The sequence below is a fragment of the Luteimonas terrae genome (assembly GCF_031457535.1).
GTDB classification, from domain to species: Bacteria; Pseudomonadota; Gammaproteobacteria; order Xanthomonadales; family Xanthomonadaceae; genus Luteimonas; species Luteimonas terrae_A.
The window spans coordinates 343,138-356,942 of sequence record NZ_JAVDWO010000002.1; the positions used below are offsets into that span (position 1 = coordinate 343,138).

The 13,805-nt window shown below is 66.4% G+C and carries 13 protein-coding genes; 11 read left to right on the forward strand and 2 right to left on the reverse strand.

All coding sequences use genetic code 11. The features are described 5' to 3' along the window. The first annotated feature begins 80 nt into the window (after positions 1 to 80). The 4 genes from J2W68_RS03905 to J2W68_RS03920 all read left to right on the forward strand — a co-directional run bounded on the left by J2W68_RS03905 (position 81) and on the right by J2W68_RS03920 (position 3,426). On the forward strand, positions 81 to 1,043 hold the full coding sequence (locus J2W68_RS03905; protein ID WP_310232970.1) for an ABC transporter ATP-binding protein: 963 nt from the start codon (positions 81 to 83) through the stop codon (positions 1,041 to 1,043). Next, complete coding sequence (locus J2W68_RS03910; RefSeq protein WP_310232973.1) at positions 1,040 to 1,855, forward strand: ABC transporter permease; 816 nt, start codon at positions 1,040 to 1,042, stop codon at positions 1,853 to 1,855. Before J2W68_RS03905 ends, J2W68_RS03910 begins: the two co-directional genes overlap by 4 nt. A 51-nt stretch (positions 1,856 to 1,906) precedes the next feature. Beyond that, the gene (panE, locus tag J2W68_RS03915; RefSeq protein WP_310232975.1) at positions 1,907 to 2,863 is read left to right on the forward strand and encodes a 2-dehydropantoate 2-reductase; all 957 of its coding nucleotides are present in this window, start codon (positions 1,907 to 1,909) and stop codon (positions 2,861 to 2,863) included. 65 nt (positions 2,864 to 2,928) lie between these two features. Continuing rightward, positions 2,929 to 3,426: a hypothetical protein gene (locus J2W68_RS03920; protein ID WP_310147647.1), complete on the forward strand. Its 498-nt coding sequence runs from the start codon at positions 2,929 to 2,931 to the stop codon at positions 3,424 to 3,426. A 631-nt stretch (positions 3,427 to 4,057) separates the two neighbouring features. Here the strand turns inward: J2W68_RS03920 and J2W68_RS03925 are convergent. Then, positions 4,058 to 6,781, reverse strand: a complete 2,724-nt coding sequence (locus J2W68_RS03925; protein WP_310232978.1) for a M16 family metallopeptidase — start codon at positions 6,779 to 6,781, stop codon at positions 4,058 to 4,060. Positions 6,782 to 6,865: 84 nt separating this feature from the next. Here J2W68_RS03925 and J2W68_RS03930 point away from each other — a divergent pair, with 84 nt between their 5' ends. Next, positions 6,866 to 7,555 (forward strand): pseudouridine synthase, encoded by a 690-nt coding sequence (locus J2W68_RS03930; RefSeq protein WP_310233006.1) that lies wholly within the window; start codon positions 6,866 to 6,868, stop codon positions 7,553 to 7,555. Between the two features lie 19 nt (positions 7,556 to 7,574). Here J2W68_RS03930 and J2W68_RS03935 read toward each other — a convergent pair whose 3' ends face one another. Next, complete coding sequence (locus tag J2W68_RS03935) at positions 7,575 to 8,081, reverse strand: DUF2059 domain-containing protein (RefSeq protein ID WP_310232979.1); 507 nt, start codon at positions 8,079 to 8,081, stop codon at positions 7,575 to 7,577. 113 nt (positions 8,082 to 8,194) lie between these two features. Here J2W68_RS03935 and arfB point away from each other — a divergent pair, with 113 nt between their 5' ends. The 6 genes from arfB to J2W68_RS03965 all read left to right on the forward strand — a co-directional run bounded on the left by arfB (position 8,195) and on the right by J2W68_RS03965 (position 13,715). Continuing rightward, positions 8,195 to 8,605 (forward strand): alternative ribosome rescue aminoacyl-tRNA hydrolase ArfB, encoded by a 411-nt coding sequence (arfB, locus tag J2W68_RS03940; protein ID WP_310232981.1) that lies wholly within the window; start codon positions 8,195 to 8,197, stop codon positions 8,603 to 8,605. 34 nt (positions 8,606 to 8,639) lie between these two features. After that, positions 8,640 to 9,248: a lysophospholipid acyltransferase family protein gene (locus tag J2W68_RS03945; protein ID WP_310147639.1), complete on the forward strand. Its 609-nt coding sequence runs from the start codon at positions 8,640 to 8,642 to the stop codon at positions 9,246 to 9,248. Between the two features lie 28 nt (positions 9,249 to 9,276). Further along, complete coding sequence (locus J2W68_RS03950) at positions 9,277 to 10,356, forward strand: hypothetical protein (RefSeq protein ID WP_310232984.1); 1,080 nt, start codon at positions 9,277 to 9,279, stop codon at positions 10,354 to 10,356. Positions 10,357 to 10,555: 199 nt separating this feature from the next. Beyond that, positions 10,556 to 12,625 carry a peptidyl-dipeptidase Dcp gene (gene dcp, locus J2W68_RS03955; RefSeq protein WP_430539664.1) on the forward strand — a complete coding sequence of 690 codons (2,070 nt, stop codon included), beginning with the start codon at positions 10,556 to 10,558 and terminating at the stop codon, positions 12,623 to 12,625. A 305-nt stretch (positions 12,626 to 12,930) separates the two neighbouring features. Further along, positions 12,931 to 13,200 carry a hypothetical protein gene (locus J2W68_RS03960; RefSeq protein ID WP_310232986.1) on the forward strand — a complete coding sequence of 90 codons (270 nt, stop codon included), beginning with the start codon at positions 12,931 to 12,933 and terminating at the stop codon, positions 13,198 to 13,200. Positions 13,201 to 13,301: 101 nt separating this feature from the next. Next, positions 13,302 to 13,715: a DUF6326 family protein gene (locus tag J2W68_RS03965; protein ID WP_310232987.1), complete on the forward strand. Its 414-nt coding sequence runs from the start codon at positions 13,302 to 13,304 to the stop codon at positions 13,713 to 13,715. The last annotated feature ends 90 nt before the right edge of the window (positions 13,716 to 13,805 follow it).

Sequence of the window (13,805 nt, forward strand, 5' to 3'; positions counted from 1 at the left end):
CGCGTCGTTGCGGCCGGGCCCGTCGGGGCGTCCCTATACTACGGACCCCCGCCGCGCCATCCGCGGCACGAGCGATGGACATGTCCCCGATTCCCCAGGCCGACGCCGCCCTTTCGGTGCGCGATCTGCGCAAGACCTATGACGGCGGCGTCGAGGCGCTCAAGGGCATCTCGCTCGACGTCGCGCCCGGCGATTTCTTCGCCCTGCTCGGCCCCAACGGCGCCGGCAAGTCGACGCTGATCGGCATCATCTCGTCGCTGGTCAACAAGACCTCGGGCGAGGTGCGCCTGTTCGGCACCGATCTGCACACGAATCGCGACGCGGCGATGCGGCTGATCGGCCTGGTGCCGCAGGAACTGAACTTCAACTTCTTCGAGAAGCCCTTCGACATCCTCGTCAACTACGCGGGCTTCTACGGCATCCCGCGCGCCGAGGCGATGGTGCGCGCCGAAGAGGAACTCAAGCGCGCGCAGCTGTGGGACAAGGCGACGACGATGTCGCGCACGCTGTCGGGCGGCATGAAGCGGCGACTGATGATCGCCCGCGCGATGATGACGCGCCCGCGGCTGCTGATCCTCGACGAGCCGACGGCCGGCGTCGACATCGAGATCCGCCGCGGCATGTGGCAGACGCTCAAGGAGATCAACGCCGCCGGCACGACGATCATCCTGACCACGCATTACCTGGAAGAAGCCGAGAGCCTGTGCCGGAACCTCGCGATCATCGATCGCGGCATCATCGTCGAGCAGGGGCCGATGCGCCTGCTGCTGTCGAAGCTCGACGTCGAGGGTTTCATCTTCGACATCGACGGCACGCTCCCCGCCACGCTGCCGCCGATCGAGGGCGCGGAACTGGTCGCCACCGACGACCACACCCTGGACCTCGACATGCCGCGCGCGATGGACCTCAACCGGGTGTTCGCCTCGCTCGACAGCGCCGGCATCCGCGTGCGCTCGATGCGTACCAAGTCCAACCGCCTCGAAGAACTGTTCGTGCGCATGACCGGCCCCAATGCCGCCTCGCAGCAGGAGAAAACGGCATGAGCACGAAGACCACCCACACCGATGTCGCTGCCGTCGAAGGCACCGCGCAGCGCCACTGGGTCGCGCTGTACACGATCGCCCGCCGCGAGATCGTCCGCATCCTGCGCATCTGGGGCCAGACCCTGGTGCCGCCGGCGATCACGATGACCCTGTACTTCCTGATCTTCGGCGGCCTGATCGGCGCGCGCGTCGGCGAGATGGACGGCATCCGCTACATGGATTTCATCGTGCCGGGCCTGGTGATGATGAGCGTGATCCAGAACAGCTACGGCAACATCTCGTCGAGTTTCTTCGGCGCGAAGTTCGGCCGCCACGTCGAGGAACTGCTGGTCAGCCCGATGCCGAGCTGGGTGATCCTGGGCGGTTACGTGATCGGCGCGGTGACGCGCGGCCTCGCCGTCGGCGTCATCGTGCTGTGCATCGCCATGCTGTTCACCACCGTGCGCATTCCGCATCCGCTGGTGACCTTCGCCACCGTGCTGCTGGGCGCGACGATCTTCGCCCTGGCCGGTTTCGTCAACGCGGTCTACGCGAAGAAGTTCGACGACGTCGCCATCGTGCCGATCTTCATCCTGACCCCGCTGACGTATCTGGGCGGCGTGTTCTATTCGGTGTCGCTGCTGCCCGGCTGGGCGGAGACCGCGACGCATGCCAATCCGATCTTCTACATGGTCAATGCGTTCCGCTATGGCCTGCTCGGCGTCAGCGATGTGTCGCTCGGCGTGTCCTTCGCGCTGATGATCGGCTTCGTTATCGCACTCGGCGCGCTGGCGCTGTGGCTGCTCAAGCGCGGCATCGGGCTGCGTAGCTGAGGTTTCCCGCGCGCGGCGAGCGCCGCGCCCCGTCACGCACAAGGACTGGTCATGCGCATTCTCGTTCTCGGCGCCGGTGGCACCGGCGGTTACTTCGGCGGTCGCCTCGCACAGGCCGGTGTCGACGTCACGTTTCTCGTGCGTCCCGCACGCGCGGCGCAGCTCGAGCGTGACGGCCTGCGGATCCGCAGCGGGCTTGGGGACGCGCAGTTCCCGGTTGCGCATATCACCGCCGACGCGCTGCCTGCGCTTGCTGCGGACCGGCCGTTCGATCTGGTGCTGCTGAGCTGCAAGGCCTACGACCTCGACAGTTCGATCGAGGCGATCGCGCCGGCCGTCGGTGCGGACACCGCGGTGCTGCCGATCCTCAACGGCCTGCTGCACTACGCCGCGCTCGATGCGCGCTTCGGCGCGGAGCGTGTGCTAGGTGGCCTGTGTTTCATCAGCGCGATGAAGGGCGACGACGGCGAAGTGGCGCATCTGCCGTCGCCGCCGTCGATGACCTTCGGCGAGCGCGATGCAGCGCACAACGGCAGTGCGCGCACGCGTGCGCTGGAAGCGGTGTGCGCAGGCGCAGCCGGCTTCGATGCGGTGCGCAGCGACAGCTTCATGCAGGCGGCCTGGAACAAGTTCACCTTCCTCGCCGCGCTGGCCGCAGCGACCTGTCTGATGCGCGCCAGCATCGGCCGCATTGTCGAAACCGATGGCGGCACCGCATTCCTGACGGCGTTGCACGAGGAATGTCTGGCGGTCGCGGCCGCGGACGGCCACGCGATTCCGGCCGAGGCCGCGCAGCAGGCACGCATGCTGCTGACCAAGGCCGGCTCGACGGTCACCGCCTCGATGCTGCGCGACCTCGAATCCGGCCAGGACGTCGAAGCGCTGCAGATCATCGGCGACCTGCGTGCACGTGCCCATGCGGCGGGTCGCGCAGTGCCGCATCTCGATGCGGCCTGGGTGCATCTGCAGGCCTATCGTTCGCGTCGCGAGACACCGCAGACGCCCTGAAGACGAGCGCGGGGCCTTCGCAACACGTTTGTTAGGCTGGTCCCTCCCCCGATGGAGATGGCCGCATGACGCTTCCCCGTACCCGACGTTTCGCCTGCCTGCTCGTGCCTGCGGTGTTCGGCCTCGCCGCCTGTGGCCCCGCGCCGCAGCCCGTCACCGATGAGGCAGTTCAGACCCAGCCGGTCGAGGACACGCAGACCCAGCCATCGGAAGCCGCCCAGGCCCAGATCGAATCCGGCACGCCGCCGGTCGATGCGCCGCTGACCGGCGATGCCGCCAGCACGATGCTGGCCCAGATCGCCGGCATCGCCGGCGCGATGCACGCCGCCGCGAAGCTGTGCGACCCCAATGTGTCGGATGCGCAGCTCAACCAGGCCAAGGATCAGCTGCGCCAGGAATTCACCGGGATGGGCGGCGACGTCGGCACCTTCGACGGCGAGTTCGCCTCCGCGCACGAGAAGACCAACGCCCAGTTCACCCAGGCGACGCCCGCGCAGCAGAAGCAGATGTGCGACGAACTCGAAGCGATGGCGTCGCAGTCAACGCCGACGCCGGCGGGTTGAGGCGCGGCTGGTCTTTCAGCACCTCTCCCTCCGGGAGGGGTCGGCGCGCACAGCGCGTCGGGTGAGGGTCGGAAGAGAGGACGACGTCTAGAAGCGCCCTCATCCGCCCTTCGGGCACCTTCTCCCAAAGGGAGAAGGGCACAAGAACAACATCGCTGCACTTGACGCTATCCGTCCAAGCGTCGAGCAAACAGCAGCATTCCCTCAGCACCTCTCCCTCTGGGAGAGGTCGACGCGCAAAGCGCGTCGGGTGAGGGTTGGGCGGAGAGGAAGCGTTCAAAAGCACCCTCATCCGCCCTTCGGGCACCCCGTATCAAGTACGGGGCAGGCTCTTCTCCCAGAGGGAGAAGGGCTTGAAGAAAAAGCAGCAACACGCCGCGCAGCGATGACCGATCAGGCGCAGACCCATCGGCGGCAGCGAAGCAGCACCTTTCCTTCTAGGAGAAGGGCTCCGACGCCACACTGACCAGGTCTGTCCTTGTTCGTCATCCCCGCGAAAGCGGATGCGCTTTTCTGCAGCCGAATGGCTGGTCAATCCAGCGCCTTTGGTTTCAACGGCTCGAGAGCCTCTGGATTCCCGCCTTCGCGGGAATGACGACTTTTCAGCGTTCCTCTAGACGCCAAAAGCCACTCAATCCCTGAAATCCCCGCCGATAAACACCGACAACGCCTCCGGCTGCAGATGCCGCTCCATTGCCGCCCGCACCGCTTCCGGCGTCAGCGCACGCAGCTTGTCCTCGAACGCCGCCGAGTACGCCATGTCGCGTCCGGTGTAGAGGTTGCTGTCGAGCATGCCGACGAGTTCGGGATCGTTCGCGCGTGACGTGCGGCGGGCGCGCAGCATGCCTTCTCGCGCGTCGTCGAGCTCGGCCTGGGTGATGCCTTCGCTGCGGATGCGCTGCAATTCTTCGCGCATCGCGGTTTCAACCTGCGCCATATTCTCCGGCGCGGCGATCGCCGAGACGCCGAACGCACCCGCATCGTCGAACACGCTTGCGGAGAAGTTCGAGCCCACGCCATAGCTCAGGCCTTCGCGCTGGCGGATGCGGTCGCCGAGGCGCGACTTCATGCCCGAGCCGCCGAGGATGTAGTTGCCGATCAGCAGCGCCGGGTAATCCGCGTGATCCTGATTGATCTGCAGGGACTGCCGCGCGACCAGCGTCGCGTTCGCCTTGTCGGGCGTGACCAGTGTCTGGCGCACCGGCTCGCGCGCGACGTACGGTGTTTCGATGCGCACGAACGGTGTCGGCAGCGCCCAGTCGCCGAACAGGTCTTCGAGTTGTGTGCGGACCGCATCCGGATCGACATCGCCGACCACCGCGATCGTCGCGCCCTCGCCCATGCCGTAGAAATCACGGTGGAACGCGCCCACGTCTTCGAGCTGCAGGCCTTCGACCTGGGCGATGCGGTCTTCGAACGTCGTCGCGTGATACGGGTGGCCCTTCGGAAACGCATTGAAATGTTGCGACAGCGCCTGGTTCGCCACCGCACCCGGCTCGCTCATGCTGCTGCGGATGCCGGTCAGCTGCTGGCTGCGCAGCTGGGTGAACTCGCTGTCCGGGAACGTCGGCTTGCGCAGCACATCGGCGACGAGGTCGAGCAATGCGCCGACATGTTCGCGATCGGTGGTCGCCGCGACCGTCACCGTGGTTGCGGTGCCGCCGACACTCAGCGTCGATCGCAGCGATGTCAGCTGCCGCGACAGTGCGGCGCGGTCAAAGCCCTCGCTGCCGCGCATCAGCAAGGTGCCGGCCATCTGTCCGGCGATGGCGCGGTCGTGCAGTCGCTGCGCATCACCGAGGCGCAGATTCATGCGCACCTGCACCGAGTTGCCACGCGTGGCCTTGTCGAGCACCGCGAGCTTCGCACCGTTCGACAACGTCGAAATCTTCGTGCGCGCGTCGATGTTCGCGTACGACGGATCGAAGGCTTCGCCGGCATCGAGCGCGGCGCGCGGCACGAAATCTTGCAGGGCGGCGTCGGCCGTCGGCGCTTCGGTGATCGTCACGCGCTCGACCGCATCGGTCGGCAGGAACTGGCCGGTGGTGCGGTTGTCGCGGCGCAGATAGGCCTGCGCGACGCGCGTGACATCGTTGACCGTCACCGCATCGAGCCGGTCGCGCGTGCGCAGCAGCAGGCGCCAGTCGCCCTGGGCGATGGCTTCCGACAAGGCCACGCCGATCGCATTCGGGTCGCGCATCGCGCGCTCGTAGCCAGCGAGCATGCGTTGCTTCGCGTCGTCGACTTCCGCTTCGGTGAAGGGTGTCGTGGTGGCGTCTTCCACCAGCGCCAGCAGCTCGGTCTGCAGCGCATCGAGATCGCTGCCTTCCGGCGCTTCGGCAACGAAGCTCAGATAGCCGGGCTCGTCCATCGCCAGTGCGGACGCCGATGCACCAGTGGCGCGGCCCGGCTCGACCAGCCTGCGATGCAGGCGCCCGCCCGGCGTGCTGCCCAGTACCTGCGACAACACGGCCACAGCCGCGCTGTCGTCATGGCGGCCGGCGGGAATGTGATAGCCGGCCACGAGATACGGCGTGCGTCCCACCCGGCGCACCACCACATGACGTTCGCCGTCCTGTGCGGGCTCACGTGTGTAGGTGACCGGCAATGCCCGTGTCGGCTTGGGCAGCGCGCCGAAGCTCTCGCCCACCGCGGCCAGCGCCTGCGCCGGATCGAAATCGCCGGCGATCACCAGCACCGCGTTGTCGGGCTGGTACCAGGTCCGGTAGAACGCCTGCAGCCGGTCGATCGGCACGTTCTCGACATCGCTGCGCGCACCGATCGTCGAGTTGCCGTAGTTGTGCCACTGGTAGGCCGCGCCCATCACCCGCTGCATCAGCGCGCGCACCGGATTGTTCTCGCCCGATTCCATCTCGTTGCGGACGACGGTCATCTCGCTGTCGAGATCCTCGCGCGCGATGCGCGAGTTGACCATGCGGTCGGCTTCCATGCGCAGCACCCAGTCCAGCGTGTCGGCATCGGTGGAGAAGCTGGCGAAGTAGTTGGTGCGGTCCAGCCACGTGGTGCCGTTGAAGCGCACGCCGCGGCGGCGCATCTCGCCGGGAATGTCGGTGTGGGTCGGCGTGCCCTTGAACACCAGATGTTCGAGCAGATGCGCCATCCCGGTTTCGCCGTAGCCTTCGTGGCGCGAGCCCACGCGGTAGGTCACGTTGACCGTGGTCACCGGCTTGCTGGTGTCGGGAAACAGCACCAGCGCCAGGCCGTTGTCGAAGCGGTATTCGCGGATGCCCTCGGCTTCGTGCACCGGCGCGTCGAGCTGCGGCGGCGCGGCCCATAGCGGCCATGCGCTGCCGAGCAGCAGCACCACAACGCAGGCACGTAGACGACGTTGCATGCGGATCCCCCGTTGGCGAAGACGATCGACGAAAATAGCAGATCAGTGGCGGCCGACCGGCTGCGACACGTCAGTGGATTCACGATGATCGAGGTGCGCTACGCGGACGACTGGCTGGCCGTCGTCAACAAGCCGGCGGGCCTGATGGTCCACGACAGCGCGCTGGCGCGCGACGAGCACGACTTCCTCGCCGATCGCCTGCGCGAACAGTTCGGCCGTCCCCTGTTCCTGATCCACCGCCTCGACCGCGCGACCAGTGGCGGCCTGCTCGTGGCCTTCGATCGCGACACCGCATCCGCACTCGGCACGCAGTGGATGGCGCGCAGCGTCGACAAGCACTACCTGGCGATCTGTCGCGGCTGGCCCGACGACATCGTCGTCGACCATCCACTCGACGGCGGCCCCGGCAAGCCGCTGAAGAAGCCTGCGGTCACGCGCTTCACCCGACTGGCGAAGACCGAACTGGCGGTGCCGTCAGCGGGCTTTGCGACCTCGCGCTACGCATTGCTGCGTGCCGAGCCGATGACCGGCCGCTTCCGCCAGATCCGCCGGCATCTCAAGCACCTGTCGCATCACCTGATCGGCGACACCAGCCATGGCGACGGCCGCCACAACCGCAATTTCCGCATGCTCGGCATCCATCGCATGCTGCTGCACGCCGAGCGTGTGGGCTTCGATCATCCGCAAACCGGCGAGCGGCTCGTTGTGGAGACGCCGCCGGGCGATGAATTCGCGAAGGCCCTGCTGCTGTTTCCGGGCACCGCGATCGCGTGAGCGGTGCGCTGCGGGGGACTCAGTCCGCGGGGCTTGCCGGGTCGTTCGCGAGTTCCGAACGCAGGTCCCGTTCCATCTGCTGCAGCATCGGAATCACCAGCTGCTGCACCTCGTTCATCGTGTTCTGCATCAGCAGCGGCATCTTGTCGAGCAGGTTCTGCCCGGCCGGGCTGCTGTAGAACGTCACCATCGCCTCGGTGTCCTCGGCGGTGAAGGTCTCCATGTAGATCTTGCGATACAGCGGCTGCAGCGACTCCCACGACAGCGCCGATTCCACCGCGCGCATCGACGAAGCGGCGGCCCGCTGCGCGGCTTCGCGCTGCTGGGGATCGGCGTCCTGGGTGAGCTGCGCGATCATCTGCTGCTGCGAGGCCATGACCTGCGGAATCATCGCAGTAGCGGTCTGCTCGGCCCGCATCACCTCGAGCAGGCGGTCGATCTGGGCTTCGCTCGGCGGCGCGGCCATCGCCATGGGCGCGCAGAACGCGACGGCCAGCAGGGCGGCCAGTTGGAAACGACGTGGCATCGGAGACTCCATGTGTCCGTAGGTGGGGCGCTACTGTAAACCGGGCCGGACCTGCGCCGGGTGTGTATTGGGCACACGATCGCCACCCGGATCAGCGTCTACAATCGCCGCCGATGTCCACCCCGCCCGCCATTCCCGAAGACGAGCTCGTCGAACGTTTCGTGCGCGCGAGTGGTCCCGGTGGCCAGAACGTCAACAAGGTGTCGACCGCCGTCGAACTGCGGTTCGACATCGCCGGCTCGCCCTCGCTGCCCGAACACGTGCGCACGCGCCTGCTGGCCCGCCGTGACCGGCGCATCACCGAAGCCGGCGTGCTGGTGCTCAATGCCCAGCGCTTCCGCACCCAGGACCGCAACCGCGAGGACGCCCGCGAGCGCCTGGCCGCCTTCATCGCCTTCGGCTATGAAGTCCCCAAGGCCCGCGTGGCGACCAAGCCCACGCGCGGATCGAAGGAGCGACGGCTCGGGGCGAAACGCGAACGCAGTACCATCAAACGCGGTCGCGCCACGCGCGACTGGGATTGACCCCGTCATTGTTGGCCCTTTGCGCCGAGGACGCATGAGCACTTCGAAGTATCCGTTCCTGATTCCGGTTCCGCCGCGCGCCCCGCGTGTCAGGCCCAGCCGTCTTGCGCGCTGGATCGGCCGCAGCATCTTGCGTGTCGGTGGCTGGCGCGTCGTCGGCGAGCTGCCCGACGTCTCGCGCCTGGTGTTGATCGGCGCCCCGCATTCGTCCAACTGGGATGGCATCTGGGGCTTCGCCGCCAAGGCCGCGCTGGGCCTCGACATCCGCGTGCTCGGCAAGGATTCGCTGTTCCGCATTCCGGTGCTCGGCTGGGCACTGCGCGGGCTGGGCGTGATTCCGGTCGACCGCAGCCGCGCCTCGCGCGTCATCGAACAGGCCGCGGCCGCGATCCACGGCAACGAGGCCTTCTGGTACGGCCTCGCACCGGAAGGCACGCGCAAGCGTGTCGAGCGCTGGAAGACCGGTTTCTGGAAGATCGCCAAGGCCGCCAACGTGCCGATCCAGACGATGTACTTCCACTACCCCGACAAGGTCATCGGCTTCGGCCCGATGATCCAGCCCAGCGACGATCCCGACGCCGACATGGCGATGATCCGCAACTGGTACGCACCCTTCATGGGCAAGAACCGCGGCACCGTCTGATCGACCACCGGCACAGGGACTGCGCCATATGCGACATCGCACTGTGCTCATCGCCGCCGCTGCCGTGCTGTTCGCAGGCGGCGTCGGGTATCTGGCCGGGCGCGGCGGGCCGCTTTTGTCGTCCGGTAGCGGGGTCACGTCTGCAGGCGCCGACGATGACGCGCATGTCGTCCTGACGCCAGACGCCCGCGGCGCCAACGCAGGCGCGACGCGTGTCGACCGCACGGCGCCATTGCCCGAGCCGGGCACGCCCCTGCCGCAGATCCACGACGAGCTGGTCCGCCGCGCCGCGGCGGGTGAAGCGCGCGCCGCCTGCCGACTGGCCGCGGAACACCAGCGTTGCGAGATGGAGCGGCTGAATCTGCGCATGCTCGTCATTCGGAACGAAAACAACGAGGCCTGGGCGTCGCAGCACATGCAAGGGCAGTCGGAAGACGCGGCGCTGCACTTCGCGCAGATGCGCGCGCAGGCCGCGCAGCAGATCGAAGACAAGCGGGCGAATGTCGAGCAGTGCGACAGCGCGCCGACCCTGGCGCCGGAGGCACGCGCACGTTACTGGCGGCAGGCCGCGTTGGCGGGCCATGTGCCTTCGATGCGGCATTACGCGATCGGCAACGGCTTCCGTTGGCACGATCTGATGGACGCGCTGCCTGCGCTGGCGACCTATCGCCGTGAGGCGGAAGGCATTGCCCGCCGCGCTGCGATGCACGGCGACGCGGCCAGCGCCTACGCCCTCGCGATGGCGTATGCCGACAGCGACGGCGGCCACTGGCGGCCTTTTCTCGCCCAGACCGTGACGCCGGACGTCAGCCAGGCGCTCGCCTGGTTCTCGGTCCTGTCCCGACATCCGGACATCACCAGCTTGCCTGCCGGCCATCCGACGGCCGTGGTGGTGGCGCGTCAGCTTGCAGCCTTGCAGGCCGCGGCGACGCCGGCGGAAGCCACGCGGGCGGCGCGGCAGGCACAGGCGGTCGCGATACCCGACGCAGGCGCCGGGCTGACGGCCCAGAGGATGATCCGGCCAGACGGCGGCATGGACGACCTCGCGCCCGAGACCTGCGCCGAGAGCCAGTTCGCCGACGCCGCGCCTCCCCGCACCACAAGCTGAACCGGCCAACGAACGGCACATTCCCGATTGCGCGCGACAGGCGCACGCTGCGCGGCTGACGGGCCGCATCCAACGCGACCGACGTCATCCCCGCGTTGTCTTTCCGGAGTTCCCTCCCATGTTGCGTACGCTCCTCCTGTCTTCCGCGATCGCGCTGGCGCTGTCCGCCTGCGGCGACCGCACCCCTGCCGAGCCCACGATGCCTGCCACTGATACCGCCACCACCGCGCCGACCGAGAACGCCCTGTTCACCGCCAGCACGCTGCCGTTCCAGGCCCCGCCCTTCGACAAGCTGAAAGACGCCGACTACCAGCCGGCCATCGAGGAGGGCATGAAGCAGCACCTGGCCGAGATCCGCACGATTGCCGACAACCCCGACGCGCCGACCTTCGAGAACACCATCGAAGCCATGGAGCGCAGCGGCGAACTGCTGACCCGCTCGGCCAGCGTGTTCTTCATGCTCACCGGCGCCAACACCAACGAGACCCTGCAGGCCGCCGAGGAAGCACTGGCGCCGAAGCTCGCCGAGCACAGCGACGCCATCTATCTCGACCCGGCCTTGTTCGCGCGCGTCAAGACGATCTATGACCAGCGCGAGACGCTCGGCCTCACACCCGAGCAGAAGACCGTCGTCGAACACACGCACGACGGCTTCGTCCGCGCCGGCGCCCTGCTCAATGATGCCGACAAGGCCGAACTGCGCGCGCTCAATTCCGAGTCGTCCACGCTGTCCACCGCGTTCGGCAACAAGCTGCTGGCCGCCAACAATGCCGGCGGCGTGTTCGTCACCGATGTGGCCGAACTCGACGGCCTGGACGAGGGCGCGATCGCCGCCGCTGCCGATGCCGCCAAAGCCGCCGGCAAGGACGGCCAGTGGCTGCTGAGCCTGCAGAACACCACGCAGCAGCCGGTGCTGGCCTCGCTGAAGAACCGCGCCCTGCGTGAGCGCGTGCTGGCCGCGTCCACCGGCCGCACCGAGAAGGGCGACGGCAACGACACCCGCGCCACCATCCAGCGCCTGGCCGAAATCCGCGCGCGCCAGGCGCAGCTGCTGGGCTTCCCGAACTACGCCGCCTACAGCATCGCCGACCAGATGGCCGGCACGCCCGAGGTGGCGCTCAAGCTGCTGACCGACACCGTGCCCGCCGCCACCGCGCGTGCGCGCGCCGAGCTGGCCAAGATCCAGGGCGTGGTCGACGCGCAGAACGGCGGCTTCACCGCCGGCGCCGCTGATTGGGACTTCTATGCCGAGCAGGTGCGCAAGGCCGAGTTCGATCTCGACGAGGCGCAGATCAAGCCCTACTTCGAGCTCGACCGCGTGCTCAACGACGGCGTGTTCTTCGCCGCCAACCAGCTCTACGGCATCACCGCCAAGGAGCGGAAAGACATTCCCGTCTACCACCCCGACGTGCGCGTGTTCGACATCTTCGATGCCGACGGCAAGCAGCTCGCCCTGTTCTATCTCGACCCCTTCAAGCGCGACAGCAAGCAGGGCGGCGCGTGGATGGGTAACTTCGTCGAGCAGAACGGCCTGACCGGCACGATTCCCGTCGTCTACAACGTCGAGAACTTCACCAAGCCCGCGGCCGGCCAGCCCGCGCTGCTGAGCTTCGACGACGTGACCACCTTGTTCCACGAATTCGGCCACGCGTTGCACGGCTTCTTCTCGAACACCAAGTACCCGTCGGTCGCCGGCACCAATACGCCGCGCGATTTCGTCGAGTTCCCCTCCCAGTTCAACGAGCACTGGGCGCTCGACCCCAAGGTCTTCGCCAACTACGCCAAGCACTACCAGACCGGCGAAGCCATGCCGCAGGAACTGGTCGACAAGATCGTCACCGCGCGCACCTTCAACCAGGGCTACGCGACCACCGAATACCTCTCGGCCGCCCTGCTCGACCTCGCGTGGCACACCCTGCCCGCGGGTGAAGCCAAGCAGGACGTCGATGCCTTCGAAAAGCAGGCGCTCGCGAAGTACAAGGTCGACCTCGCCGCCGTGCCGCCCCGTTACCGCACGAGTTACTTCAGCCACATCTGGGGCGGCGGTTACGCGGCCGGTTACTACGCCTACTTCGGCGCCGAAGTCCTCGACCACGATGCCTTCCAGTGGTTCCGCGAAAACGGCGGCCTGACCCGCGAGAACGGCCAGATCTTCCGCGACAAGATTCTGTCGATCGGCCATTCGCGTGATCTGGCGGTGGCGTACCGCGAGTTCCGCGGCAAGGAACCGAGCGTCGAGCCGTTGCTGGAGCACCGTGGCTTGAAGTGAGGTAGGCATCGCGCGCAGCTGTGCGCGAAGCGTAAGAAACAAGGCGGCCAACAGGTCGCCCTGTTTCGTTTTCGGAAGCGGCGATTGCGCGTTATGCGACGAAATCGCTTAATAAGACGGCACGAAACCATGCTGACGCATAACGCGGCAATCGCTAGTGCATTGAGGCCAAGCGGATTCCTCCAGGCGACTGATCTCAATGGGGTTTCTTCCTGGTAGCGCTGCGCCGAGTATGGCGCGCCATACTCGGCGCAACACCCCGCATCCGGGGTTGAATACTAGTTAGCACTCATGGAGAGATGACGGTGACTTCAACAGCCAAGCAGCCACTCACGACTGCGGGGAATATCTTTGTCTTTCTTTTTGCCTTGTTCGCCATTGTCGGATTCATTGACTACGCCTTCTACGGCCAGCAGCTTCGCAATCTTCTTTCTGGCCTCGGCTTCTCGCTTCTGGTTTACGGTGCGCTCAAGAACGGATTTTCAGCTACTGAGCCTCAGCACGTCCCGGGCAGCTATGCAACCATTCTGGGTTCGCTGCTCCTCGTTGCCGCAATCGCGTTACGTTTCCTGTGATGATTGCTAACAATTCATTCAAGCCGATGCCGCTTCGCGGCACGGCTTAATTCAAGCGTTAGGCGTCTGAACATGATCTTGGGCAATCTGAGGACGAGCACATGACTCCCCCACTACAGAATTGCAGAGTTGACGTTCGCATCAAGCTAGCGCTTCTGTGGGTCTCCACAATGTTCTGCTTCATTTATGGCGACTACTTTGAGCTATACACGCCCTATAAGCTCACCGCCATGCTCGACGGGCGGATTGGGCCTCTGGGCGGCGTAACTCAGGGCAAGCTGCTTGGCACCTCAATCATGATGACCGTCCCAAGCCTAATGGCAGCTTTCTCGGTACTGTCAACGCCCGCCCTATGCAGGTGGGTCAATATTGTAGTTGCCACCATCTTCGTAGCAATCACCGTTCTGGTTATCCAAGGAGCATGGATCTTCTATGTGTACTTCGGCATCGTCGAGATCCTGCTCCTCCTGTCCATCATTTGGCTCGCGTGGAAGTGGCCGCGGTCAGACGGGTGAATTAACAAGCGAAGTGCACCGCGCCGAGGAGTTCTCGCATTCGTTCGATCGGTGATTTGAACCCATAACGTTTTCTCGGCCGAGAGTTGA